General features: G+C 67.0%; 24 protein-coding genes and 1 riboswitch. Of the genes, 14 read left to right on the top strand and 10 right to left on the bottom strand.

The window, feature by feature from the left end; genetic code table 11:
* Positions 1-71: 71 nt before the first annotated feature.
* From ACWKWX_RS12145 to galB, 3 genes are read right to left on the bottom strand one after another with little or no spacing between them, the layout of a single operon-like run.
* Positions 72-1,130, bottom strand: coding sequence for a 4-oxalomesaconate tautomerase (locus ACWKWX_RS12145; RefSeq protein ID WP_483827838.1), 1,059 nt, complete (start codon positions 1,128-1,130; stop codon positions 72-74).
* Between the two features lie 4 nt (positions 1,131-1,134).
* Entirely contained in the window at positions 1,135-1,848 is a 714-nt protein-coding gene (locus ACWKWX_RS12140) for a 4-carboxy-4-hydroxy-2-oxoadipate aldolase/oxaloacetate decarboxylase (RefSeq protein ID WP_483827837.1), read from the bottom strand.
* Positions 1,845-2,585, bottom strand: coding sequence for a 4-oxalmesaconate hydratase (galB, locus tag ACWKWX_RS12135; RefSeq protein ID WP_416425788.1), 741 nt, complete (start codon positions 2,583-2,585; stop codon positions 1,845-1,847). The genes ACWKWX_RS12140 and galB overlap by 4 nt, the downstream gene beginning before the upstream one ends.
* Before the next feature lie 106 nt (positions 2,586-2,691).
* On the opposite strand from galB, the gene ACWKWX_RS12130 reads away from it, so the two are divergent.
* Positions 2,692-3,903 carry a LysR family transcriptional regulator gene (locus tag ACWKWX_RS12130; protein ID WP_473003767.1) on the top strand — a complete coding sequence of 404 codons (1,212 nt, stop codon included), beginning with the start codon at positions 2,692-2,694 and terminating at the stop codon, positions 3,901-3,903.
* Here the strand turns inward: ACWKWX_RS12130 and ACWKWX_RS12125 are convergent.
* Positions 3,879-5,135, bottom strand: a complete 1,257-nt coding sequence (locus ACWKWX_RS12125) for a gallate dioxygenase (protein WP_483827836.1) — start codon at positions 5,133-5,135, stop codon at positions 3,879-3,881. The genes ACWKWX_RS12130 and ACWKWX_RS12125 overlap by 25 nt on opposite strands.
* A gap of 294 nt (positions 5,136-5,429) precedes the next feature.
* Here ACWKWX_RS12125 and ACWKWX_RS12120 point away from each other — a divergent pair, with 294 nt between their 5' ends.
* Positions 5,430-6,632 (top strand): MFS transporter, encoded by a 1,203-nt coding sequence (locus ACWKWX_RS12120; protein WP_483827835.1) that lies wholly within the window; start codon positions 5,430-5,432, stop codon positions 6,630-6,632.
* On the opposite strand, the gene ACWKWX_RS12115 is transcribed toward ACWKWX_RS12120, so the two are convergent.
* The gene (locus tag ACWKWX_RS12115) at positions 6,616-7,575 is read right to left on the bottom strand and encodes a quinone oxidoreductase family protein (protein WP_483827834.1); all 960 of its coding nucleotides are present in this window, start codon (positions 7,573-7,575) and stop codon (positions 6,616-6,618) included. The two genes, ACWKWX_RS12120 and ACWKWX_RS12115, sit on opposite strands and share 17 nt — an antisense overlap.
* 208 nt (positions 7,576-7,783) lie before the next feature.
* Positions 7,784-8,557 (bottom strand): AraC family transcriptional regulator, encoded by a 774-nt coding sequence (locus ACWKWX_RS12110; RefSeq protein WP_416427435.1) that lies wholly within the window; start codon positions 8,555-8,557, stop codon positions 7,784-7,786.
* 310 nt (positions 8,558-8,867) lie between these two features.
* Between ACWKWX_RS12110 and ACWKWX_RS12105 the strand changes: the two genes are divergently transcribed.
* Positions 8,868-10,133: an MFS transporter gene (locus ACWKWX_RS12105; RefSeq protein ID WP_483827952.1), complete on the top strand. Its 1,266-nt coding sequence runs from the start codon at positions 8,868-8,870 to the stop codon at positions 10,131-10,133.
* A 126-nt stretch (positions 10,134-10,259) separates the two neighbouring features.
* Here ACWKWX_RS12105 and ACWKWX_RS12100 read toward each other — a convergent pair whose 3' ends face one another.
* A complete protein-coding gene (locus tag ACWKWX_RS12100) occupies positions 10,260-11,165 on the bottom strand; it encodes a LysR family transcriptional regulator (protein ID WP_483827833.1) in 906 nt (301 codons plus the stop codon).
* Positions 11,166-11,263: 98 nt separating this feature from the next.
* Between ACWKWX_RS12100 and ACWKWX_RS12095 the strand changes: the two genes are divergently transcribed.
* On the top strand, positions 11,264-12,466 hold the full coding sequence (locus tag ACWKWX_RS12095; protein WP_483827832.1) for an acetylornithine/succinylornithine family transaminase: 1,203 nt from the start codon (positions 11,264-11,266) through the stop codon (positions 12,464-12,466).
* Here the strand turns inward: ACWKWX_RS12095 and ACWKWX_RS12090 are convergent.
* The gene (locus ACWKWX_RS12090; protein ID WP_416425800.1) at positions 12,455-12,832 is read right to left on the bottom strand and encodes a response regulator; all 378 of its coding nucleotides are present in this window, start codon (positions 12,830-12,832) and stop codon (positions 12,455-12,457) included. The genes ACWKWX_RS12095 and ACWKWX_RS12090 overlap by 12 nt on opposite strands.
* A gap of 21 nt (positions 12,833-12,853) precedes the next feature.
* On the bottom strand, positions 12,854-14,299 hold the full coding sequence (locus tag ACWKWX_RS12085) for an ATPase domain-containing protein (protein ID WP_416427437.1): 1,446 nt from the start codon (positions 14,297-14,299) through the stop codon (positions 12,854-12,856).
* Positions 14,300-14,662: 363 nt separating this feature from the next.
* Between ACWKWX_RS12085 and ACWKWX_RS12080 the strand changes: the two genes are divergently transcribed.
* The 4 genes from ACWKWX_RS12080 (at position 14,663) to ACWKWX_RS12065 (ending at position 18,123) form a co-directional block, all read left to right on the top strand.
* Positions 14,663-15,466, top strand: a complete 804-nt coding sequence (locus ACWKWX_RS12080) for a formate/nitrite transporter family protein (RefSeq protein WP_473003782.1) — start codon at positions 14,663-14,665, stop codon at positions 15,464-15,466.
* 169 nt (positions 15,467-15,635) lie between these two features.
* Positions 15,636-15,905: a DUF3253 domain-containing protein gene (locus ACWKWX_RS12075; RefSeq protein WP_416425804.1), complete on the top strand. Its 270-nt coding sequence runs from the start codon at positions 15,636-15,638 to the stop codon at positions 15,903-15,905.
* Between the two features lie 131 nt (positions 15,906-16,036).
* The gene (tcuC, locus tag ACWKWX_RS12070) at positions 16,037-17,338 is read left to right on the top strand and encodes an MFS transporter (protein ID WP_416425806.1); all 1,302 of its coding nucleotides are present in this window, start codon (positions 16,037-16,039) and stop codon (positions 17,336-17,338) included.
* A gap of 11 nt (positions 17,339-17,349) precedes the next feature.
* On the top strand, positions 17,350-18,123 hold the full coding sequence (locus tag ACWKWX_RS12065; RefSeq protein ID WP_416425807.1) for a substrate-binding domain-containing protein: 774 nt from the start codon (positions 17,350-17,352) through the stop codon (positions 18,121-18,123).
* On the opposite strand, the gene ACWKWX_RS12060 is transcribed toward ACWKWX_RS12065, so the two are convergent.
* The gene (locus ACWKWX_RS12060) at positions 18,117-19,025 is read right to left on the bottom strand and encodes a LysR family transcriptional regulator (protein WP_416425808.1); all 909 of its coding nucleotides are present in this window, start codon (positions 19,023-19,025) and stop codon (positions 18,117-18,119) included. The genes ACWKWX_RS12065 and ACWKWX_RS12060 overlap by 7 nt on opposite strands.
* A gap of 187 nt (positions 19,026-19,212) precedes the next feature.
* On the opposite strand from ACWKWX_RS12060, the gene ACWKWX_RS12055 reads away from it, so the two are divergent.
* From ACWKWX_RS12055 to cobF, 6 genes are all read left to right on the top strand, one after another.
* Positions 19,213-19,707, top strand: coding sequence for a DUF4142 domain-containing protein (locus ACWKWX_RS12055; protein ID WP_416425809.1), 495 nt, complete (start codon positions 19,213-19,215; stop codon positions 19,705-19,707).
* An 83-nt stretch (positions 19,708-19,790) separates the two neighbouring features.
* Entirely contained in the window at positions 19,791-20,717 is a 927-nt protein-coding gene (locus tag ACWKWX_RS12050; RefSeq protein ID WP_473003791.1) for a class I SAM-dependent methyltransferase, read from the top strand.
* Positions 20,718-20,883: 166 nt separating this feature from the next.
* A riboswitch (adenosylcobalamin (AdoCbl) riboswitch) is annotated at positions 20,884-21,024 on the top strand.
* Between the two features lies 1 nt (position 21,025).
* Positions 21,026-22,048: an ABC transporter substrate-binding protein gene (locus tag ACWKWX_RS12045; RefSeq protein ID WP_483827831.1), complete on the top strand. Its 1,023-nt coding sequence runs from the start codon at positions 21,026-21,028 to the stop codon at positions 22,046-22,048.
* Entirely contained in the window at positions 22,048-23,076 is a 1,029-nt protein-coding gene (locus ACWKWX_RS12040; protein WP_483827830.1) for a FecCD family ABC transporter permease, read from the top strand. The genes ACWKWX_RS12045 and ACWKWX_RS12040 overlap by 1 nt, the downstream gene beginning before the upstream one ends.
* Positions 23,073-23,834, top strand: coding sequence for an ABC transporter ATP-binding protein (locus ACWKWX_RS12035; RefSeq protein ID WP_483827829.1), 762 nt, complete (start codon positions 23,073-23,075; stop codon positions 23,832-23,834). The genes ACWKWX_RS12040 and ACWKWX_RS12035 overlap by 4 nt, the downstream gene beginning before the upstream one ends.
* Before the next feature lie 10 nt (positions 23,835-23,844).
* A complete protein-coding gene (cobF, locus tag ACWKWX_RS12030) occupies positions 23,845-24,603 on the top strand; it encodes a precorrin-6A synthase (deacetylating) (protein WP_483827828.1) in 759 nt (252 codons plus the stop codon).
* Positions 24,604-24,608 lie beyond the last annotated feature (5 nt).

Here is a 24,608-nt window from a genome sequence, read left to right as displayed (position 1 = left end):
AACGGGTTGCGCCAGTTCGCAGGCCTATCATGCAAATCCGTAGCCGCTGCCGTCAGGCAGCGGCTACGGGGTCAGCCGATACACACCTGGCCATCGAACAGCAACCGCGCCGTGCGAACCAGGCCACAGCTGATCACCTGGCCGTTATCGGTGTGCACCGCCACGGTGAACTCGCCGGTGGGATGTTCCACCGCCAGGCGCTTGTGGGCGCCTTCGGGCACCACGCCAAGGCCATCGGCCACTGAGCCGGGGTACAGGCACGCCGTGGCGACGCTGACTGCGCCAAACACGCCGATGGATGCATGGCACTTGTGGGGGATGAAGCTGCGGCTGCTGATGGCCCCGCCCTGTTGCGGCGCCGCCACCAGGCACATTTTCGGCACGGTGCGCGCGCTGACGTCGCCCAGGTTCATGGCTGGGCCCGCCTGCAGGCGGATGGCCTCGATGCGCGCCTTCAATGGCGTGTCGGCGTCCAGCTCGGCGCGGCTTTCGTAGCCCGTGCGGCCCAGGTCGGCGGCGCGGATCAGCACCACCGGCATGCCGTTGTCGATGCAGGTCACCGCCACGCCGTCGAAGGTATCGACGACGTTGCCGGTGGGAAACAGCTCGCCACAGCTGGAGCCGGCAATGTCGTCGAAGTCGATGACAATGGCCGCGGAGGTGCCCGGCACGCCGTCGATACGGGTGTCACCGGCGTAGGCCACTTCGCCGCCCGGGGTCTGCACCTGGGCGGTGGCGGTCTGGCCGGTGTTCTCCATGAAGATGCGCACGGCGGTGACGTCGCCAGTGGCCTTGACCAGACCGCGCTCCAGGGCAAAGGGGCCGACGCCGGCGAGGATGTTGCCGCAGTTCTGGCCGTAGTCCACCCGCGGTTCATCCACCACCACCTGGGCAAACAGGTAGTCGACGTCAACGCCGGGCCGCGTCGAAGGCTTGATGATCGCTACCTTGCTGGTCAGCGAGTCGCCGCCGCCAATGCCATCGATCTGCCGGGCATCGGGCGAACCCATGGCGGCCAGCAGCAGGCGGTCGCGGGCGGCGCTGTCGTCAGGCAGGTCGCTGGCCAGGAAGTAGGCCCCCTTGGAGGTGCCGCCACGGATCATCAGGCAAGGAATTCGACGCTGGGCCACGGTGTCAGTCCTCCAGTTCGCTGGCGTCGTCCACGTAGCGCAGGCCCTTCTCGGCCAGGCGTGGGCGCATGTTGTAGATGTCCAGGCCCAGCTCGCCGCTGGCCAGGCGCAGGCGCTTGCTTTCTTCCAGGTCAGCGCGCTTGCGGGCGGCTTCCACCACGGTGTGCAGCTCGTCACGACGCACCACCACCACGCCGTCGTCGTCGGCCAGCACCACGTCGCCTGGCTCTACCAGCTGGCCGGCGCAGATCACCGGGATGTTCACCGAACCCAGGGTTTCCTTGATGGTGCCCTGGGCATGCACGGCCTTGGACCACACGTGGAAGCCCATGTCGCGCAGGGTGTGGGTGTCGCGCACGCCGGCTTCCAGAATCAGGCCGCGCACACCGCGGGCTTGCAAGGAAGTGGCCAGCAGGTCGCCAAAGTAACCGTCGGTGCAGGGCGAGCTGGGCGCCACCACCAGGACGTCACCGGCCTGGCACTGCTCCACGGCGACGTGGAACATCCAGTTGTCGCCAGGGGCCACCAGCACGGTGACCGCCGAGCCGCTGATGGCCACGCCTTGCTGGATGGGGCGCATGAACGGCGCGAGCAGGCCCTTGCGGCCCTGGGCTTCGTGCACGGTGGCCACGCCGTACTGGCGCAGCTCGTCGATCAGGGCGCTGTCGGCGCGCTGGATATTGCGGACTACGACGCCGGTCTTTCCTACGAGGCTCATCCCAGGTTCTCCGTCACGCGAGGGAAGATGCTCTGGTAGCCCTCGCCGTAGATGATGTCTTTCTTCGCGGTGATGCCGATGTTGCGCTTGGCCTGCACGCCACGTTGCAGGGCAACGCGGGTGTAGTACTCCCACAGGTGTTCCTGGCCGGCCATGCACTGGATGGCGGCGTACTTCTGGTCCCACACCTCGGTGATGTCCAGCAGCACGTCGGGCTTCCACTCGCACTGCTCGGGCTGGTGCGGCTCGAAGCTGTACACGGGCGGTGCGCCGACGATCTTCTCGCCCGGCTTGTAGCCTTCGGCCTGGGCGATGATGCGCGCTTCCTGGGCCAGGTGGGTGGCCAGCGGGTGGTCGTAGTTGTAGGGGTCCTTGAGCGAGTGGCTGAGCACGAACTCCGGCTGCACGCGGCGGAACACGTCCGCCAGGCGGAACAGGGTGTCGGTGTCGGCGCGCATCGGGTAGTCGCCGATGTCGAAGAACTCGACGGTGGCGCCCAGCACCTCGGCGGCGGCCTCGGCTTCCTGGCGACGGCCGGCCTTGACGATTTCCTCGGTCATGCCCGGGCCCTTGCGCCACATTTTCGCCGACTCGCCACGCTCGCCGAACGACAGGCAGACGATGTGCACGTCGTAGCCTTGCTTGGCGTGCAGGGCGATGGCACCGCCGGCGCGCCAGACGAAGTCGGCGGAGTGGGCGCTGACCACCAGGGCGGTCTTGTTGGTGTTGGCAGACATGGTGGGCTCCTGTGTTGGGAATGGCTTCATCCTGTCACCCGGCCTTGGCGGGGAATATTGCCTTCGGTTACGCTAGGTATACTTTTTATTTATCGGGACCTGCGCCATGGTCGACGAACTGCCCAACCTGCTGCAGGTCCGCGCCTTTGTGCGCGTGGCCGAACACGGCAGTATCTCCCGCGCCTCGACCCTGATGTTTCGCGCCCAATCGGTGGTCACCCGGGCCATTCGCGACCTAGAGGTGCGCCTGGACGTGCCGCTGTTCGAGCGCCACGCCAGCGGCATGCTGCTGACCGACCAGGGCAAGCGCGTGCTGGCCCGGGCGCGGCGCACCCTGGCGGAGCTGGAGAGCGTGCCGGCGCTGCTGGGCAACGTCGCCGGCCATGCCGCCGAGCCGCTGTACCTGCTCAACGCCCGGCGCCTGGAGCTGTTCATCGCCCTGTGCCAGACCCGCCACATGCAGACCGTGGCCAGCCTCTACGGCCTGACGCAGCCGGCGGTGAGCGCGGCGCTGAAGGTGCTGGAGGGCGGCAGCGGCTGCCTGCTGTTCGAACGCTCGTCCCGCGGCCTGCAACCCACCCGCGCCGCCAGCGAGATCCTCGCGCCGCTGCGCCGCGCCCTGAACGAGCTGCGCCACATCGACGCCGACCTGGCCGCCCTGCGCGGTTCGCTGCAGGGCACGGTCAACGTCGGTGCCCTGCCCTTGGGCCGCAACCGCCTGCTGCCAGCCGCCATCGTCGCGCTGACCGCCCAGCACCCGGGCGTGCGGGTGGCCACCAATGAAAGCCCGTTCGAGCTGCTGGCGTCGGAGTTGCGGGCGGGGGATGTGGATTTTGTCTTCGGCGCCCTGCGCCCGGCGGACTTCGCCAGCGACCTGCACGGCGAGGCGCTGCTGACCGAGGCCATGGTGCTGCTGGCCCGCCGCGATCACCCGCTGCAAGGCCAGGCCATCGGCCCGGCCCACCTGCAGAGCATGCGCTGGGTGCTGCCGCGCGCCGGCAGCCCGGCCCGCGGCCTGCTGAACAACCAGTTCGCCGCCTGGGGCTTTGCCGCGCCGTTGCCGGTGGTGGAAAGCGCTGACCTGGCAATCATCCGCGGCCTGCTGCTGGGCTCGGACATGATCGCCGCGGTGTCAGCCCACCAGTTGGGCCACGAGATCGACAGCGGCGAGCTGCAGCCTCTGGACCTGGCGCTGCCGCTCACCGCCCGCCCCATCGGCCTCACCTACCGCAGCGCCGGCCTGCACGCGCCGGCGGCCCAGGCGTTGATGGAGCAGATTCGCGCCGAGGTGGCTCAGCGCTTGCCGGCCACCGAGTAAAGGACCTGCTGGTTGCGGGTCTTCTGGAAGTCTTCCAGGGACAGGCCACGGAAGGCTGCGTAGATGTGCAGGTTGGACACCCCCACCACCGCGCCCAGCTTCTCCAGCAGGAAGAAGATCACGCCGTACTGCAGCAGCCCCAGCCAGTCACGGCGGCGCACCAGCTCGCGCTCTTCCTCGCTCAACCGGGCCTCCTCGAACAGCGCCTCGGGGTCGGCGAGGAAACGCTCGCGGAACGCCGGCACGATCAAGCCGTGCAGGAAGCGGTTTAAGCGGTAGCCCTTGTGGCTACGCTCGAGGGTGAAGGGGTAGGTGCCAGGCAGGTTTTCCACGCCCTTGAGCTGATAATCGATGTGCTCGCGGTGGCGCGCCAGCACGTCCACCGGCACCTCGCGGGCCTGGTTTTCCAGGACCAGGGTGGCGATGCCGGTCATCGATGGCAGGTAGTAGCCCTCGTGGCGCTTGATGACGTTGGACGACAGCGCGCCGCGCATGATCAGCCAGGTGATCACCTCCGAGCCTTCCATGCCGCCCAGCTCGGCGTATTCGGCCAGGGTGATGTCGGTGAGGCGCTGCGGGTCGTTCACCAGCAGGTCGAGGAATTGCGCGTCCCATTCCGGGTTGTTGAAGCCGCAGCGCTCGCCGTGCACCTGGTGCGACACGCCGCCGGTGGCCACTACGGCGACCTTGATGTCCTCGGGGAAGCTTTCGATGGCGCGGCGCAGGGCCTGGCCCAGCTTGTAGCAGCGCTTGGCGCTGGGGATGGGGAACTGCAGCACGCCCACGTGCAGCGGCACTACTTTCACCGGCCACTCGGTGTCGAACGGCAGCAGCGCCGACATGGGCGAGAACAGGCCGTGGTCCACGGGTTTGTCGCGGAAGAACGACATGTCGAATTCATCAGCCATCAGGCTGCGGCCGATGTGCCGCGACAGCTCGGCATGGCCGCCGATGGCCGGGATGGCGCGCTTGCCACCGCCTTCGTCGGCCACTTCGTAGCGCTCGTCCACGCCCAGGCAGAAGGCCGAGTAGTGGTCGAAGAAGAACGAGGTCACATGGTCGTTGAAGATGTAGAACAACACATCGGGCTGTTTCTCTTCGAGCCAGGCCTTGATCGGCTCGAAATCCTTGAAAATCGGCGCCCACGCCGCTTCTTCCTGCTTGTTGTTGTCTACGGCAAAACCGATGGTAGGCGTGTGGGAAACGGCGAGACCGCCAATGATGCGCGCCATGCAAACCTCTGCTCGCTGGAAATGAAATTCTTGTGATGAGGCAGGCTAACCCAGGCCCTGGCCAGCGTCGTCTGTGTAATGGTTATAGAGGGGTCGTTTTTGTTTATCGCCCTGGCGCATGGTGACTATTAACGCAAACGCTCTGGCCTGCGGCTTCCCATAGGCTTAGCCTTGGCACGCAAATTCGTTTTGTGGGAGCTGGCTTGCCAGCGAGCTTTTATGGCCCCAACAACTCGCTGGCAAGCCAGCTCCCACGAACAGCAGCGTCTACGCCATCTGACAGAGCCCCGCCCCATGACCAGCCTCACCGAGCCCGTGCACATGAAGCACCCCACCATGACCCGCGCCATGGTGGCGCTGTTCGCCTTCTGCTGCGGCGCCATCGTCGCCAACATCTACTACGCGCAGCCGATCATCGAGCTGATCGCCCCGGACATCGGCCTGTCGGCCCACGGCGCCAGCCTGATCGTGTCGCTGACGCAGATCGGCTACGCGGCCGGCATCTTCTTCCTGGTGCCGCTGGCCGACCTGCTGGAAAACCGCAAGCTGATGCTCGCCACCACCCTGCTCGCCACGCTCAGCCTGATCGGCGCGGCGCTGAGCCAGCAGCCCAGTGTATTCCTGGTGGTGTCGCTGCTGATCGGCTTCAGTTCGGTGTCGGTGCAGATGCTGATTCCGCTGGCCGCGCACATGGCCGACGAAAGCTCGCGCGGCCGCGTGGTGGGCAGCATCATGGGTGGCCTGCTGGTGGGTATCCTGCTGGCGCGGCCGCTGTCCAGCGTGATCGCCGACCACTTCGGCTGGCGCGCGGTGTTCTACGTCGCCGCCGTGGTAATGGTGGCAATTACCCTGGTGATGGCGCGCACCATCCCCCACCGCCAACCCGACCACAGCGCCAGCTACGGCCAGTTGCTGGCCTCGCTGGGCACCCTGGTGCGCCGCCATCGGCTGCTGCGCCAGCGCTCGCTGTACCAGGGCATGATGTTCGCCACCTTCAGCCTGTTCTGGACTGCAGTGCCCCTGGAGCTTTCGCGGGTGCACGGCCTGAGCCAGAGCCAGATCGCCATTTTCGCCCTGGTGGGGGCTATCGGCGCCATTGCCGCGCCCATCGCCGGGCGCCTGGCCGACGCCGGCCACACCCGCCGCGCCTCGCTAGTGGCCATGGTGCTGGCACCGCTGAGCTTCACCACCGCCCTGCTGCTGCCCGGCCATGCCGTGGTGGCCCTGGCCCTGACCGGGGTGCTGCTGGACTTCGCCGTGCAGATGAACATGGTGCTGGGCCAACGCATCATCTACAGCCTGGACGCCAGCAGCCGCGCCCGCCTGAATGCACTGTACGTGACTAGCATCTTCGTCGGCGGCGCGGTGGGCTCGGCGATCGCCAGCAGCCTGTACGAGGCCGGCGGCTGGGGATTGATCGTCAAGGTGGGGTGTGCGATTCCACTGGTGGGCCTGGTGGCCTTCCTGTGGAACAGCCGGCTCAAGGCAGCAAAATGACCTTCTGGCTGCTGCCGCCGTTGACGTCGGCGTAGGCGGCCAGGCCGTCGGCCAGCGGCACCTCCAGTAGGTCCACGGGCAACGGCAGGGTGCCGTTGTCGAAGTGCTGGCCGAACTGTTCGAGCATGCGCGCACAGGCGGCGCAGTTGTACAGCAGGCTGTTGACGCCCACCAGCACGCCGCCCTTGCGGTACAGGCCCAGCGCCGAGAACTCCACCAGGCCGTTGACCGGCGCGGCAATGATGGCGATACGGCCGAAGGTGGCCAGGGCGCCGACCGCGGCCGGCAGCCAGAAGCCGGTGGTGTCGAAGATCACCTCGGCGCCTCCGGGGAACACCGCCTCCACCTGGGCCGCCAGGGTCTCGGCCTGGTCCAGCAGAATCACTTCATAGCCCTGGGCCTGCAGCGCCTTGGCCTGCTCCGGGCGACGCACGGCGGCCAGCACCTGGGCGCCGCGCACCCGGGCCAGGGCCATGGCCGCCGTGCCGACCGCGCCGTTGGCGCCCAGCACCAGGAAGCGCGTGCCCTGGGTCACCTGGCTGCGTTCCACCGCATCCCACGCCGTGGTGTAGGGCACGCCCAGGCTGGCGGCCTGGCTGAAGCTCAAGGCCTTGGGTTTCAGCGCCACGCCGTCGGCGGGCACGGTGAGGTACTGGGCGTGGCTGCCGTCGTGCTTGAAGCCCAGGTCGCTGCCGGTGCCCCACACGTCCTGCCCCAGCAGGTGCTGCGGGCCTTCGATGACCACGCCGGCGAAATCGCGGCCCGGCACCCGGGGCAGCGTGGTGTAGGGGAAACGCCCGAGCACGTTCTTGACGTCGCTGGGGTTCAGGCCGGCGGCCTTGACCTGCACCAGCACCTGGCCCTGGACGGGCACCGGGGTGGGCAGTTCGACGAGGTTCAGGTTGGCCAGATCACCGGTGCGGTTGAATTGCAGCGCTTTCATGTGGAACTCCCTGGGGTTGATGCCCGGCAGTCTATGGCCGACGGGGCCAGGGTGTCGGTCAAGCGCTTCATCCTGTCGGCCATAACGTCTCCCGAATCCCGCGTAGCAGCCCGCGGTAACTGCTACAACCTGTGGGAGCTGGCTTGCCAGTGAGCTGTTGGGGCCATAAAAGCTCGCTGGCAAGCCAGCTCCCACAAGTCAGTCCCTGTTACGGGGCGCCGGAAGTGAACTGGGAAGGCGCCACGCCTAACGCGCGTTTGAACATGTCGCTGAAGCTGCTGGGCGAATAGCCCATGGTGCGGGCGATGGTGCTCACTGGCACGCCCTGGATCAGCTCGGCTGCCGCCGTGGCCAACTGCACCTGCCGGCGCCATTCGGCGAAGCCCATGCCCAGGCTGGCCTGGAACAGCCGCGCCAGGGTGCGCACGCTGGCGCCGGCGCTGGCGGCGTGCTGCTCGAAGGAAACCTCCAGCGACGGCTGGGCCATCACCGCCTGGCACAGGTTCATCAGCCGCCGGTCGGAGGAATCGGGCAGCGGCACGCGCATGGCGCTGCGGCGGGCCTTGTGCAGCTCCAGCACCGCCAGTTGCGCCAGCGCCTGGTAATACTCGCCCTGGCGCTCCGCTTCATGGCCCACCAGGGTCAGGATCAGCTCGCGCAACAGGCTGCCCACCTCCAGCACCTGCACATGGCGGTCGAGGGTGGCGGCAATGGCCGGGCGCAAGTAGATATTGCGCATCTGCAGGTCGGTGACCACGCGAATGCCGTGGGGCACCCCGGGCGGCAGCCACACCGCGCGCTGCGGCGGCACGACCAGCGCCTCGGTTGGGGTTTCCACCCACATCACCCCGCTGACCGCGTACAGCAACTGCCCCCACACATGTTCGTGAGGCTCCACGAACAGCCCGCGCGGGTAAGTGCGCGCCAGCGGCTGCACGGGAATTTCGGTGTTGCTGAGGTCGGGCGGGGTGGCGATGGCCATGGCAGTGCTGACGCAAGAAGACAAGGCACCTAGGGTAACCAACCGCCCCGACGGCGGCCAGTAGCCCTTCGGCGGGTAGCTTCGCAGATGAAAAATTCTTAACCTTTCCAGGTAGATAGTGCGACAGCCCGCCGCAGAGCGGCTGACTGGCCGATCATCGAACCGGTTCGTACATTTTGGCTTGACCCTGGGTAGCGGCTTCAATAGCCTGCCGGGCAACAACTACAAAGACGAGAATCACCCCATGCCTGATAACAACTCGGGCGCAGTGACGATCGCCGCCGCGACTCGTTCCGCTGCTGCCTCTGCCGTGCGCCCCAGCCGTGCCCGCTTTGTAATTTTGACCTTGCTGGCGGTCGGTACCATCATCAACTACCTGGACCGCAGCATCCTCGGGATTGCCGCCCCGACCATGACCGGCGAACTGGGCATCGACCCGGCGCTGATGGGCGTGATGTTCTCCGCCTTCGCCTGGAGCTACGTGCTGGCCCAAGTGCCCGGCGGCGCCCTGCTCGACCGCTTCGGCAGCGGCAAGACCTATTTCGTCGCCGCCAGCGCCTGGTCGCTGACTACCCTACTGCATGGCCTGGTGAGCGGCTTCGCCTCGCTGATCGGCCTGCGCCTGCTGCTGGGCGTGAGTGAAGCTACCTGCTTCCCCACCAACAGCCGCGTGGTCGCCACCTGGTTCCCGCAGCAGGAACGGGCGCGCGCCACCAGCATCTACACCGTGGGCGAGTACATCGGCCTGGCGTTCCTCAGCCCGCTGCTGTTCATGCTGCTGGCCCACTACGGCTGGCGCTCGCTGTTCGTGCTGACCGGCATCATCGGCCTGGTGTTCGCCCTGGTGTGGAAGGTGCGCTACCGCGAGCCGCACGAGTGCACCAGCGTCAACCAGGCGGAACTGGACTACATCGAGGCCGGTGGTGGCCTGGCGCCGAAAGAGCAGAAGAAAACCCCGTTCTCGTGGGCCAGCCTGCGCAAGCTGCTGGGTTACCGGCAGATCTGGGGCGCCTGCCTGGGCCAGTTTGCCGGTAACTCCACCCTGGTGTTCTTCCTGACCTGGTTCCCCACCTACCTGTCCACCGAGCGTCACATGGGCTGGATGAAGATGGGCTTCTTCGCCGTGCTGCCGTTCATTGCCGCCGGCTGCGGGGTGATGCTGGGCGGCTGGTTCTCCGACCGCCTGATCCAGCGTACCGGCAACGCCAGCCTGGGCCGCAAACTGCCGATCATCGCCGGCCTGCTGATGGCCAGCAGCATCGTGTTGGCCAACTTCGTGCAAAGCGACCAGGCGGTGATCGCCATCCTGTCCATCGCTTTCTTCGGCCAGGGCATGGTCGGCCTGGGCTGGACGGTGATCTCCGACATCGCCCCGAAAAAACTCATCGGCCTGAGCGCCGGGGTGTTCAACCTGGTGACTGGCATCGCGGGCATCAGCACCCCGCTGGTGATCGGCTTCATCGTCTCCAGCAGCGGTTCGTTCACCGGCGCGCTGTGGTTCATTGGTGGCGTGGCGTTGGCGGGTGCGCTGGCGTACCTGTTCCTGCTGGGTGAAGTGAAACGCCTGGAGGTCTGACCCCCACACCGCTTGCGTAGCCGCTGCCGACAGGCTGCGCTGGCCCTGACGTACACTGGAGATGTCCAGTGTAGGTGATGGCCAGCGCAGCCTGCGGCAGCGGCTACGCATTTCAGCGTCGTAGGGTTAACCGCGCCCCATGTGCTGCACGATATAGTCGACGAAGCTGCGCAGCTTCGGCGACCGGTAGCGCTCCTGGGGGTAGACCAGGTGCATCGGCCGCACCGGCAGGTGCCAGTCCGCCAGCAACGGCAGCAGCCGGCCATCGTCCAGTTCCTCGCGCACCAGCGCATCGGGCAGCATCACGATGCCCAGCCCCGACAACGCCGCGCGCTTCAACGCCGGGGCGCTGTTGACGGCGATTCGCCCGCTGACATCCACCGTCACCTCGCCATCCGGCCCGGTCAACCGCCAGTGCTTCTGCGTCCAGCGCCATTCGGTGCCGGCCGGGTAGGCGAACGCCAGGCAATCGTGCGCGGCCAGCGCCTGCACCGTCGTCGGCACGCCGCGCCGGGCCAGGTACGTTGGGGCTGCGCACAACGTCAGGCCGTAGTCGTGCAGCGGCCGCGCCACCAGGCTGGAGTTCTCCAGGGTGCCCAGGCGAATGGCGGCGTCGAAGCCCTCCTCCACCAGGTCCACCAGCCGGTCCGTCAGCACCACGTCGAGGTTCACCGCCGGGTTGGCCGCCAGGTAGCCCGCCAGGCAGGGCATCAGGCATTCGGCGCCGAAGGTCGGCGGCGCGCTGACCCGCAAGGTGCCGTGGGGCACGGCCTGCACCTCCTCGGCCAACTGCTCGGCGGCGCTGACCTGGCCGAGTATGTCCAGGCAACGCTGGTAGTAAGCGCTGCCAAACTCGGTGAGGCTCTGGCGCCGGGTGGTGCGGCGCAGCAGGCTGACGCCCAGGCGCTGCTCCAGCGCGCGCAAATGGTTGCCCACCATGGTGGTGGACATGCCGCACGCTTCGGCGGCGGCGGTCATGCTGCCGCCCTCCACCACCTGGACGAATACGCCCATGGCCTGAAACAGGTCCATTAGCCACTCCTGCTTTAAAGTCCTTTCAGTGTAGAGCCGTTTATCCCGCCTTGCTGGATAAACATACTGAGCTGGCCCACTACAAGGAGACGGCCCCCATGAATGCCCCCCAAGCCCTGCCCGGCAACCACCCCAGCCTGATGAACAACTACCAGCCGCTGCCCATCAGTTTCACCCGCGGTGAAGGCTGCCGGTTGTGGGACAGCGAGGGCCGCGAGTACCTCGACGCCCTGGCCGGCGTGGCGGTCACCTCGGTGGGCCACAGCCACCCGCGCATCGTCGAAGCGATTCGCGAGCAGGCCGGCCTGCTGCTGCACACCTCCAACCTGTACCGCATCGACTGGCAGGTGCAGCTGGCGCAGCAGCTGACGGCGCTGGCCGGCATGCAGCGGGCGTTCTTCTGCAACTCCGGCGCCGAGGCCAACGAAACCGCGCTGAAGCTGGCGAGGCTGCATGCCCAGCGCAAGGGCATCCGCCAGCCGCTGGTGGTGGTGATGGAGAACAGTTTCCATGGCCGCACCTTCGCCACCCTGTCGGCCAGCGACAGCCCCAGCTGCCAGGCCGGCTTCGCGCCGCTGATGGACGGTTTCATCAAGGTGCCGTTCGGCGACGTGCTGGCCATCCAGGCCCTGGCGCAGAGCCACGGCCAACGCATTGCCGCCGTGCTGGTGGAACCGGTGCAGGGCGAAAGCGGCGTGCAGGTGGCGCCCGGTGGCTACCTGGCGGCCCTACGCACCTTGTGCGATGAACAGCAATGGCTGCTGATGCTCGACGAGATCCAGACCGGCCTGGGCCGCACCGGCCGCTGGTTCGCCGGCCAGCATGAAGGCGTGGTGCCCGACGTGATGACCCTGGCCAAGGCCCTGGGCAACGGCGTGCCCATCGGCGCCTGCCTGGCCGCCGGCGCCGCGGCCGAGCTGTTCGGCCCCGGTAGCCACGGCAGCACCTTCGGCGGCAACCCGCTGGCCTGCCGGGTGGCGTGCACGGTGCTGGAGATCATGGAGGAAGAAGGGCTGGTGGCGAACGCCGAGCGCCAGGGCCGGCTGATGCTGGACGAACTGCGCATGGCGTTGAAGGGCCACCCCCAGGTGCTGGCGGTGCGCGGCCACGGCTTGATGATCGGTATCGACCTGGCGTTCCCGGCGCGCCACCTGGCGGAGCTGGCCGCGCGTGAGCACGGCGTGCTGATCAACATCGCCCGCGGCCAGACCATCCGCCTGCTGCCACCCCTGACCCTGGACGACGCCACTCGCCAGGCCATGGTCGCGCGGCTGCTGGGGTTGCTGGAATCAGTGCGGTGAATGCCCCGGCGGGCCGATCAGTTCGCGGACCTTGGCCACCACGTCATCGATCTTGAACGGCTTGTCGAACACGGCGGCGAACAGTTGCGGGGTAGCACGACCAATGCTGCCCTGGGCACCGCTCATCAGCAGGATGGGCATGTCTTTGTACAGCGCGTGCTCGCGAATCTTGCGGGCCATTTCCAGACCGTCCATCACCGGCATCATGAAGTCGGTGATCACCAGCGCCGGGCGCTCGCGCTCCAGCACTTCCAGGCCCTTGCGGCCATTGGCTGCCTTGACGACCTCATAGCCCTCATCCTCGAACGCCAGTTCAAGGATGTTGGCAATCATGAATTCGTCGTCGACGATCAGGATAGTGCTCATGTCAGCTCGACCGGGGCGTCTTCAAGGCTTGCTGACCGCCGAGGCGCTTCCGGATAACACTGCCTCTGCATGCTTGAACGCCTTCTTCAGATCGATGCCGCTTTCGTCGATGACCAGCTCCAACAGCGACGGGTCATAAACGCTGTCCCTTACTTTAAGGATGGACAGCAAGCGTTTTAGTTCAGCTTCATATTCCACGAACCGCAGCAGCAGGATGTTGTCGACGATGCTCGACAGGTCCGGCGTCGGCGACGTGATCTCGGGGCCGAACAGGCCGCGGATCTCCCAGGTCACGAACACCGTCACGCCGCGGGCGCGCAGCTCGCCCATCAGGGCGCTGAAAAACTCGGTGAGGCGCGCCTGGTTGGTGGCGCAACGGGTCATGCCGCCCAGGCTGTCGATCAGCACGCGTTTGATGCGGTGCTCGTCCACCTGCTTGAGCAGGCGTGCGCCCAGGCCGTCGACCAGGCCTTCGGTGGTGGGCTGCCAGGACACGAACAGCGCGCCGGCGTCCTGCATGGCCTGGAAGTCGTAGCCCAGGGCCTTGGCCTTGATGGCCAGGCGTTGCGGCGACTCGTAGAAGCCGAAATGCAACGCCGGCTCGACGTGACTGCCGGCGCCCAGGAAGTGAATGCCCAGGGAGGTCTTGCCGATGCCCGAGGGGCCCATGGCCAGGGTCACCGACGAGCGCGGCAGGCCGCCGCCGATCAGCTTGTCCAGCGCCGGCACGCCGCTTGGAAGGCGCGTCAGGTCGGCGCTGTCGGGGCGCGACGGGTGGCTGTAGAGGCTTTCCAGGCGCGGGTACACCACCAGGCCGTCGTCGGTGATCTCGCATTCGTGCAGGCCCGACAGGGCGCCGCTGCCGCGGGTCTTGCGCAGCTGGATGCGGCGCACCGAGCGGGTGCCGAACAGCTCTTCGCCCAGTTCGATGACGCCGTCGACCATGGTGTGCTCGGGACTGCCATCGTCCAGCCGCGAGCTGGTGAGGAACAGCACGGTGCAGCCGGCGAAGGCGGCGTGGCCCTGCAGCTCGGAGATGAATTTCTTCGTGTCGATCTGCGACTCGGCCTTGGAGCGCGCATTGAGCAGGCCGTCGACGATCAGCACCGTGGCCTTCTGCCGGCTGATCTCGCGGCGCAGCAGCTTGACCACCTCGTCCAGGCCTTCGTTTTCCAGGGTGTCGAAGGCGCTGACGAACTGGATCTCGTTGCCGATGCGGCCGGCGTCGAAGAACCGCAGGGTCGACAGGTACTGGAAGAGTCGCTCGTGGGACTCGGCCAAAAGCGTGGCCACCAATACTCGCCCGCCATTGCGCACGTGGTTGAAGCCCAGCTGGTTGGCCAGGATGGTCTTGCCCGACCCCGGTCGCCCCTGGACGATGTAGGACGAACCTGCGACCAGCCCGCCCTTCAACAGAAGGTCGAGCCCTTCAATACCGCTTTCAAGGCGTTTTAGCTGTTCCAAGATCCGGCCTGCCTTTCATGAATAATCGCCGAGATAGACTGCCCCGTGTACGGAACGTTTAATCTCTTGATGGATAAGGAATTCTATACCGCTTGGCGCGAATGCTCACAAGTTTATTGACCTGCCTTGTGGGAGCTGGCTTGCCAGCGAGTTTTTTTGGCGGCAAACAGCTCGCTGGCAAGCCAGCTCCCACAGGGATTCGTGACCCATCGACAGGGTCAATCGCGCTATCGAAACAAGCGATTAGACGTGCAGGCGTTGAGCCATTAGCTTTCGCGGCAATCAATGTCGCAAATCGTCGCAGGGCCAGGATGGCGCAGCGTAAGACAGCGCACCCTTTTTCCACCTGGCTCGCGAGTACCTTCCATGTCCTTGAACACCCCCCAGCAGATCGCCGAGATGGCCATCGAAACCGGCACCAAGAAAGCCCAGGCCTCGCTGCCCGCGATCCTGGTGCTGGGCTTCCTGGCCGGCGCCTTCATCGCCCTGGGCTTTTTGCTCGACATCCACGTCAGCACCATGATCCCCGGCGCCTGGTCGTCCCTGGGCAACCTGCTGGGCGCCGCCGTGTTCCCGCTGGGCCTGATTTTGGTGATCCTGGGCGGCGGCGAACTGCTGACCGGCAACATGATGACCCTGCCCATGGCCCTGTTCAGCGGCAAGATCAGCCTGGCCGCGCTGCTGCGCAACTGGCTGCTGGTGACCGTGGCCAACCTGCTGGGCGCGCTGTTCGTGGCCTACTGCTTCGGCCACGTGCTGGGCCTGACCGAAGGCCCGTTCCTGGCCAAGACCCTGGCGATTGCCAACGCCAAGGCCAGCGCCGACTTCACCCACGCATTCGTCTCGGGCATCGGCTGCAACTGGATGGTGTGCCTGGCGGTGTGGCTGTCGTACGCAAGCAAGGAAGTCACCGGCAAGATCCTGGGCATGTGGTTCCCGGTGATGGGCTTCGTGGCCATCGGCTTCCAGCACGTGGTGGCGAACATGTTCGTGATCCCGGCGGCCATCTTCGCCGGTGCCCTGGACTGGAGCCAGTGCGCCAACAACCTGGTGGCGGTGTTCCTCGGCAACGCCGTGGGTGGCGCGGTGTTCGTGGGCCTGGCCTACTTCGTGGCCTTTGGCAAGCAGGCCGAGGCCGCCGCTACCCCGGTGGCCGAAGCCCACCGCTGAGGCAGGACGCGCGCCTGGGGGGAATCGCGCAACGGCCACCACCCGCCGTCCACACGGCGGGCCGCAGCCTTGCGGCAGCAGCTACATTTGTTGCAACGTGCCATGGCCTGATGGATCGGCGTTGGCTGAGGTGTTACAAAGACGTTTTCGTTACTGCCGCGCATCCCCCATGAACATCGACGACAGCATGATCACCCGGGCGATCTTCGCCCTGCTCTCCCAACGCGCCCCCGAAGACTCCATCTGCCCCAGCGACGTCGCCCGCGTGCTCAGCGCCGACGAGGCGCTGTGGCGCGCGTTGATGCCGGACATCCGCCGGGTGGCCTCGTGCCTGGCCCAAGCTGACGTTTTGCGCATCACTCAAGGCGAAGCCACTTTGGCCCCGGACCGCATCGGCAGCGGCCCTATACGGCTGCGCCGCGGGCGACTGATGCGCTGAGTGATAACATCCGCGCATCAATACATCAGAAATATGCAGTTATCATTTCAAAATATTTCCGCGACCATCGTCCCCCTACAAAAAACCCATGTGCCCCGTTGCACGTGTCATAAAAATGATGGGAGATGCACATGCAGTCCTCACCCCAGGGCGCGTCCGCGTCCGCTCGCGCCAAAGCCGGCGCGGTATTCCGTGTCACCTCGGGCAACTTCCTCGAACAGTTCGATTTCTTCCTGTTCGGGTTCTACGCCACCCACATCGCCGCCGCCTTCTTCCCCGCCAGCAGTGAATTCGCTTCGCTGATGATGACCTTCGCCGTGTTCGGCGCAGGCTTCCTGATGCGGCCGCTGGGCGCAGTGATCCTTGGCGCCTATATCGACGACGTCGGCCGCCGCAAGGGCCTGATCGTGACCCTGTCGATCATGGCCAGCGGCACGATATTGATCGTGCTGGTGCCCGGCTACGAGACCATCGGCCTGCTGGCCCCCGCCCTGGTGTTGCTGGGCCGCCTGCTGCAGGGCTTCTCGGCCGGCGCCGAGCTTGGCGGCGTGTCGGTGTACCTGGCGGAAATGGCCACCCCCGGCAAGAAAGGCTTCTACACCAGCTGGCAGTCGGCCAGCCAGCAGGTCGCCATCGTCGTGGCTGCCGCGCTGGGCTACGGCCTGAACCAGTGGATGAGCGGTGACGACATCGCCGCCTGGGGCTGGCGCATTCCGTTCGCCGTGGGCTGCATGATCGTGCCGTTCATCTTCCTGCTGCGTCGCAAGCTGGAAGAGACCGAAGAGTTCAGCGCCCGCCGTCACCGCCCGGCCATGCGCGAGGTGTACAACACCCTGGTGGCCAACTGGACCATCGTGGTGGCCGGCATGCTGATGGTGGCCATGACCACCACCGCCTTCTACCTGATCACCGTGTACGCGCCCACCTTCGGCAAGAGCGTGCTCAACCTGAGCACCGCCGACGCGCTGATGGTGACCCTGCTGGTGGGTGTGTCGAACTTCATCTGGCTGCCTATCGGCGGCGCGCTGTCTGACCGTATCGGCCGCAAGCCGATGCTGATCGCCATGACCGTGTTGGCCATTGCCACCTCGTACCCGGCGCTGTCGTTCCTGGCCCAGGCACCAAGCTTCGCACACATGCTGGAAACCCTGCTGTGGCTGTCGTTCATGTACGGCATGTACAACGGCGCGATGATCCCGGCGCTGACCGAAATCATGCCGGTGGAAGTGCGCGTGGCCGGTTTCTCCCTGGCCTACAGCCTGGCCACCGCGGTGTTCGGCGGCTTTACCCCGGCCATCTCCACCGCGCTGATCCACAGCAGCGGCGACAAGGCCGCACCCGGCTACTGGATGAGCTTCGCCGCCCTGTGCGCCCTGTGCGCCACCCTGTACCTGTACCGCCGCGGCAGCGCCCAGCTGCGCGCCGCCGTGTGAGGGGCGTGGCCATGAAGAAATTGCTCAACAGCCTGGCCGCCCTGACCCTGGGGCTGGCCGCCGCGGGCCTGGCCCAGGCCCAGGACCTGACCGTGATGACCTCCGGCGGCTTCACTGCCGCCTACAAGATCCTCGGCCCGCAGTTCGCCGCGGCCCATGGCGACCAGCTGAACACCGTGCTGGGCCCGTCCATGGGCAAGGCCGCCGAGGCGATCCCCAACCGCCTGGCACGCGGTGAGCAGGCCGACGTGGTGATCATGGTCGGCTACGCCCTGGACGACCTGATCAAGCAAGGCAAGGTGCTGCCCGCCTCGCGGGTGGAACTGGCCGACTCACGCATTGGCCTGGTGGTGAAAGCCGGCGAGCCGAAGCCGGACATCAGCAGCGTCGCTGCCTTCAAGCAGGCGTTGCTGCAGGCCAGGTCCGTGGGTTATTCCGACAGCGCCAGCGGCGTCTACGTACAGGACCAGCTGTTCAAGCGCCTGGGCATCGAAGCCCAGCTCAAGCCCAAGGCGAAGATGATCGAGCGCATTCCGGTGGCCGGTGAAGTGGCCAAGGGCGAGCCGCAGCTGGGCCTGCAACAGGTCAGCGAGCTGTTGCCCATCGCCGGCGTGACCTACGTGGGCAAGATCCCCGAGCCGTTGCAGTCGGTGACGCGCTTCGCCGCCGGCATCCCGGTGGGCGCCGCGCACCCGGCCGAGGCCAAGGCCCTGCTCGACTACATGGCTTCGGCCCAGGCGCAGTCGGTGGTTACCGGCACCGGCCTGGACTCAGTGCCTCACTGATCTTCCAGGGGTTTCTTGAACTCCCTGATCAACTGCTCCAGTTCCAGCGCCGCCGGGGTCAACAGCCGGCCCCGGCGACGGATCAACCCCACGCTGCGCAACACCTCGGGCTCCACCAGCGGGATGCTGGTCATCCACTGGTGCTCGCCCAACGGCAAGGCCATGGACGGCACCGCCGCAATCCCCAAGCCCGCCTCAACCAGCCCGAGCATGGTCGTCACATGGCGGGTCTCGCAGATGCTCGGCCGCGCCGGGCGGATGTGCAGCAACGCCTGGTCCAGCACGAAGCGGTTGCCGGAGGTCTTGTCCACCGAGATGTAGTCGTGCTGGAAATACTCTTCCCAGCTCAGCTGCTTGCGCCCGGCCAGGGGGTGGTCGCGGCGGCAGGCGGCCACGTAGTGCTCCTGCACCAGCAGTTCGAATTCCAGCTCCGGCGGCAGGTTGCCGGTAAAGCTCAGGCCCAGGTCGGCCTCGCCGCTGAGCACGGCCTGCTGCACGTCGTTGGCGCTGGCATCGAGCACCTTCACGCGAATGCGCGGGTAGAGCTTGTGGTAGCGGGCCACCACCTTGGGCATGAAGTAATAAGCGGCCGACGGCACGCAGGCCACGGTGACGTTGCCCAGGCGCGTGGAGGCCACTTCGCTGATGCCCAGCAGGGCGATGTCCAGGTCATTGAGCAGGCGTTCGGCGCTGGGGGCGAAGGCGCGGCCGACCATGGTCAGGTTGACGCGGCGGGTGGTGCGGTCGAACAGCCGCACGTTGAGCGCGCTTTCCAGCTTTTCGATGCGCCGGCTCAACGCCGGCTGGGAGATGCTGATGGCCTCGGCGGCCTTGCGAAAACTGCCCTTCTCCACCACTGCGCGAAAGGCCTGCAGGTCGTTCAGGTCGAAATTGATGCTCATCCCGGTCACTCATGCCGAATTTTATTTATCCGATCAGCTTAATGCATGAATGGCCAGGATTGATGCTGGACCATAGTCGAAAGACCGTTCGTCGCCGCCCAAGCACCAACGCGGTGGCCGGGCAATCCATTGTAGGGAGCGAGGCGTCACCCTCTCGCTTCCCGAACAATAACGACGGAGATTTCCCATGGACGCATTCAAAGCAGGCACGCTTGTGCTGGCCCTGACCGGCGCGCTGGCAAGCCCCGCATTCGCCGCTGCCACCAGCGCCTTTGTCGCCGATGCCACCGCAGGCGGCATCACCGAAGTCGAGGCTGGCAAGCTGGCGCTGCAGAAAAGCAGCTCGGCGGACGTGAAGAGCTTCGCCCAGATGATGATCAAGGACCACGGCGCGGCCAACCAGAAGCTGGCGGCGCTGGCGCACAAGCTGGACCTGGTGGTGCCCGACGACGCCACGTTGATGGACCAGGCGAAGAAGAAAATCCTCGAAATGCGCGACGAGTCCTTCGACAAGGCCTACGCCGCCAATCAGGTGAAGGCCCACGAAGACACCATCGAGCTGTTCCAGAAAGAGGTCGAATCCTCCGACAAGGCCGAGCTCAAGGACTTCGCCAAACAGACCCTGCCCAAGCTGCAGGAGCACCTGAAAATGGCCAAGGAACTGCAAGCCAAGCATCAGTGATCCTGGCGCGCACGGCCGTGGATTTCCCACGGCCCTGCGCCAGCGTTTACCATGGGCGCTTTATGCCCTGCCAAAAGTCTTTCATGAACGCCGACGCCCTCGCTTTATTGCAGCAACACCTCAGCACCGCCCTGCAACACCCGCCTGCCGAAACCCGCCGCCTGTTCCACGGCCGCGGCCGCTGCTGGCCGGGCCTGGAGCAGATCACCGTGGACTGGCTGCAGGGGGTGCTGCTGGTGTCGCTGTTCCGCGAACCGGCCGCCGACGAGCTGGCCGCGCTGAAGCCGCTGCTGCTGGCACTGGCCCAGGCCACCCCACAGGTGCACAGCCTGATCCTGCAGCACCGCTACCTGCCCGACAGCGCCGCCGAATGGCTGCTGGGCGAGCCGGTGGAGCAATGGTTCATCGACGAGGACGGCCTGCGCTACCAGCTGGACCTGGGCCGCAAGCAGAACATCGGGCTGTTCCTGGACATGCGCTACGGGCGCCAATGGGTGCGCGAGCAGGCCGCCGGCAAGCGCGTGCTGAACCTGTTCGCCTACACCTGTGGCTTCTCGCTGACGGCCATCGCCGGCGGCGCCGAGCACGTGGTGAACCTGGACATGGCCCGCGCCGCCCTGAGCCGCGGCCGTGACAACCACCGCCTGAACGGCCACGACCTGGACCGCGTGAGTTTCCTGGGCCACGAGCTGTTCAAGTCGTGGGGCAAGGTCAAGCGTGGCGGCCCCTATGACCTGGTGATCATCGACCCGCCGTCGTTCCAGCGTGGCAGCTTCGTGCTCACCCAGGACTACCGCAAGGTGCTGCGCAAGCTGCCCGAGCTGCTGACCGAACAGGGCGTGGTGCTGGCCTGCGTCAATGACCCGGCCATCGGCTCCGACTTCCTGATCCAGAGCATGGCCGAGGAAGCGCCGCAGCTGACCTTCCAGCACCGCCTGGAAAACCCGCCGGAATTCCCCGACGCCGAGGCCGAAGGCGGCCTCAAGGCGCTGGTGTTTACCAGCGCCTGAACCTCGCATGACTGCGTAGCCGCTGCCGCAGGCTGCGCTGGCCCTTGTCCACGCTGAAAATCTCCAGCGTACGCCAGGGCCAGCGCAGCCTGGCGGCAGCGGCTACAGCGTTTGATCCAGGGAAGGTGAACGGCAGGTTGCTCTCTTGGGCAATGCCACTTACCCTCTGCGGGCTTTTTAATGCGTGCAGCAGGAAGCCGGTGCAACTCCGGCGCGGTCGCGCCACTGTGTTCGGGCCTCCCGAAAGCCAGACCTTGCTGCACGCCATTTCTTTCGCCCAACGGACGCGCCATCCCGGGAGCCGCTGCATGCTGTTACGCCGCCTTGCTTTTGCCTGCCTGTGTTTATCCGCCGCCTCAGCCGTAGCCGCCGCGCCGGCCAGCCACTACCCGCTGACCGTGCAGAACTGCGGCCACAGCGTGCGCATCGACGCCCCACCACAACGGGCGGTCAGCCTCGGCCAAGCCAGCACTGAATTTCTGCTGTCCCTGGGCCTGGGCCCGCGCATGGTCGGCACCGGCGTGTGGTTCGGGCCGCTGCCGCAGGCGCTGGCCGCCGCCGGCGCCAAGGTGCCGCGCCTGGCCGACAACGCCCCCAGCTTCGAGGCCGTGGCCAAGACCGCGCCGGACATCGTCGTGGCGCAGTACACCTACCACATCGGCCCCCAAGGCGAGGTGGCGACGCCCGAGCAGTTGCTGAAGCTGGGTATCCCCTCCTACGTGTCGCCCAGCGACTGCGACGGCAAGGGCGTGACCGCCACCTCCAACGCCGATGGCAGCCGCAGCCAGCTGTATTCCCTGGCCCTGGTGGACAAGGAAATCAGCGAACTGGCGACCATCTTCGACGTGCCCGCTGCCGGCCAGGCCCTCAGCGCACGCCTGCATGAGCGCGTGGCGGCCGCCGTGAAACTGGCCAACGCCACCGCGCACCCACCGCTGTCGGTGCTGTACTGGTTCTCCAGCACGCGCCTGGAAGGCGACCCGTGGGTGGCCGGCAAGCACGGCGCGCCGGGCTATATCTCCCAGGTGCTGGGCCTGCGCAACGTCATCGACAGCGATGAGGAATGGCCCGGCGTGAGCTGGGAGAGCATTGCCGCCCGTGACCCCGACGTGATCGTGCTGGCGCGCATGCAGCGCCGCCTCTACCCCGCCGACGACGTCGAGAAGAAGCTGGCCTTCCTGCGCAACGACCCGGTGACCCGCGAACTCAAGGCGGTGCGCAACGGTCGCCTGATCGTGGTCGACGCCAACACCCTGAACCCGTCCATGGGCGTGGTCGACGCCATCGAGCAGATCGCCAAGGGCCTGGCCGACACGGGCAAGGCGCCTTGATGCCAGTGGAGCGCAGCCGCCTGGGCCGCTGGGCCCTGGCCCTGCTGGCGCTGTTCAGCCTGGGCCTGTCGATTGCCCTGGCGGTGTCCCTGGGTGAGCTGGACATTCCCCTGGCCGTGACCCTCAAGGCGCTGCTCAACGGCCTGGGGCTGGGTGCCTATGAGGTGCCGCGGATCCAGCAGGGCATCATCTGGGAATACCGCCTGAGCCGCGCGCTGGTGGCCGCCTGCTGCGGCGCTGGCCTGTCGCTGTGCGGCGCGGTGTTGCAGGCGCTGCTGCGCAACGCCTTGGCCGATCCGTACGTGCTGGGCATCAGCGCCGGCGCCTCCACCGGCGCGGTGCTGGTGATGCTGCTGGGCCTGGGCGGCGGCTTGATTGGCATCTCCCTGGGGGCCTTCCTCGGCGCCGCGCTGGCGTTCGGCCTGGTGGTGCTGCTGGCCACCGGCATCCGCGGCGGCCCGGCCCAGGTGATACTGGCCGGCGTGGCCGGCGCGCAGCTGTTCAACGCCCTGACCGCCTGGATCGTCTCCACCTCGGCCAACGCCGAACAGGCGCGCAGCGTGATGTTCTGGCTGCTGGGCAGCCTGGGCGGCGTGCGCTGGGCGGACGTCGGCTTGGCCGCTGCGGTGGTGGGCGCCGGCCTGCTGGTGTGCCTGTACTGCGCGCGCACCCTGGATGCCTTCGTTTTCGGCGACGACGCCGCCGCCAGCCTCGGCGTGCCGGTGGCGGGCCTGCGCTGGTTGCTGTTCGGAGTGACGGCGCTGATCACCGCCACCCTGGTGAGCATCGTCGGCGCCGTGGGTTTCGTCGGCCTGGTGGTGCCGCACATCGCCCGCCTGCTGGTAGGCCCGCGGCACGTGCGGCTGCTGCTGGCCTGCGTGCTGATCGGCGCCAACTTCATGGTGCTGGCCGACATCGCCTCACGGTTGATCGTGCCCGGCCAGGTGCTGCCCATTGGCGTGGTCACCGCCCTGGTCGGCGCGCCGGTGTTCGCCGCCCTGCTCTACCGCAACCGGGCGGCGCCATGAGCCTGCGCGCCGACAACGTCGGCTGGAGCGTCGACGGCCAGGTGATCATCGACGGCATCAGCCTGGACCTGCCCGCCCAGGGCACCCTGGGCCTGATTGGCCCCAACGGCTCCGGCAAATCGACCCTGCTGCGCCTGCTGGCCGGCCTGCGCACGCCCAGCCAGGGCAGCGTCAGCCTCGACGGCCGCCCACTGGCGCAATGGCCGCGCAAGGCCGTGGCCCGGCGCGTGGCGCTGGTGGAACAGCACGCCGGCACCGAGGTGGACATTCGCGTGCAGGACATCGTGCGCCTGGGCCGCACCCCGCACCGTGGCGCGCTGTCGGCCTGGACCCAGGAAGACCAGGCCATCGTCGAGCAGGCCCTGGCGCGCACCGGCCTGGGCGCCCTGCGGCTGCGCAGCTGGCACAGCCTGTCGGGGGGCGAACGCCAGCGCACGCAGATCGCCCGTGCCCTGGCCCAGGGCCCCAGCGAACTGCTGCTGGACGAGCCCACCAATCACCTGGATATCCAACACCAGCTGCAGCTGCTACAACTGATTCAGGGCCTGCCGGTGACCTGCGTGATGGCCCTGCATGACCTGAACCTGGCCGCGATGTTCTGCGACCGCCTGGTGCTGCTGCAACAGGGCCGGGTGGTGGCCAGCGGCAGCCCGGAACAGGTCCTCACCGCCGGGCGGGTCGCCCAGGTCTACGGCGTACGCTGCATAGTCAGCCCCTCCGCCCACCATGGCCGCCCGCACATTCAATACCTGCCCTGAGGCATGGCCCATGAAAACCGTCCTGGTCATCGGCATCGGTGCCGGCAACCCTGACCACCTGACCTTGCAGGCGCTGAAGGCGCTGAACCGCGTCGACGTGTTCCTGCTGTTCGACAAGGGCCCGGCCAAGCACGGGCTCAACGACCTGCGCCGCGACCTGTGCACGCGCCTGGCCACCGAGCGGCCCTGGCGCATGGTGGAAGCCGACCACCCGCCGCGCGGGCCTGACGGCGACAGCTACGCGGGTGCGGTACAGCGCCTGAACGACGACAAGCAGCGGCTGATCGAGCAACTGATCGCCGATGAAGTCGCCGATGGCCAGTGCGCGGGCATCCTGGTGTGGGGCGACCCGGCCCTGTACGACAGCACCCTGCGGATTTTGCAGGCGATCCTGGCCGCCGGCCGCGAGGTGTTCGAGTACCAGGTGATACCCGGCATCACCGCCGTGCAGGCGCTGGCCGCAGCCCATCGGGTGCCGCTGAACGAGATCGGTGGTTCGGTGCGCATCAGCCCGGGGCGGCAGCTGGGGGATGCGCTGGGTGCCGGTGACAGCCAGGTGGTGATGCTGGACGCCCATCAGGCGTTCAACCGCCTGCGTGGCCAGGGGTTGTACATCTGGTGGGGCGCCTACGTGGGCAGCGCCGATGAGATCCTGATTGCTGGGCCACTGGACCAGGTGGCCGACCAGATCGCGCACGCGCGCGAACAGGCACGGCTGCGCCACGGCTGGATCATGGACACCTACCTGTTGAAGCGCACCCTCCCGTAGCAGCT

The organism is Pseudomonas imperatae (assembly GCF_057128625.1).
Note: the sequence above shows the minus strand (reverse complement) of the source record. Positions and strands in the feature narration are given on the sequence as shown.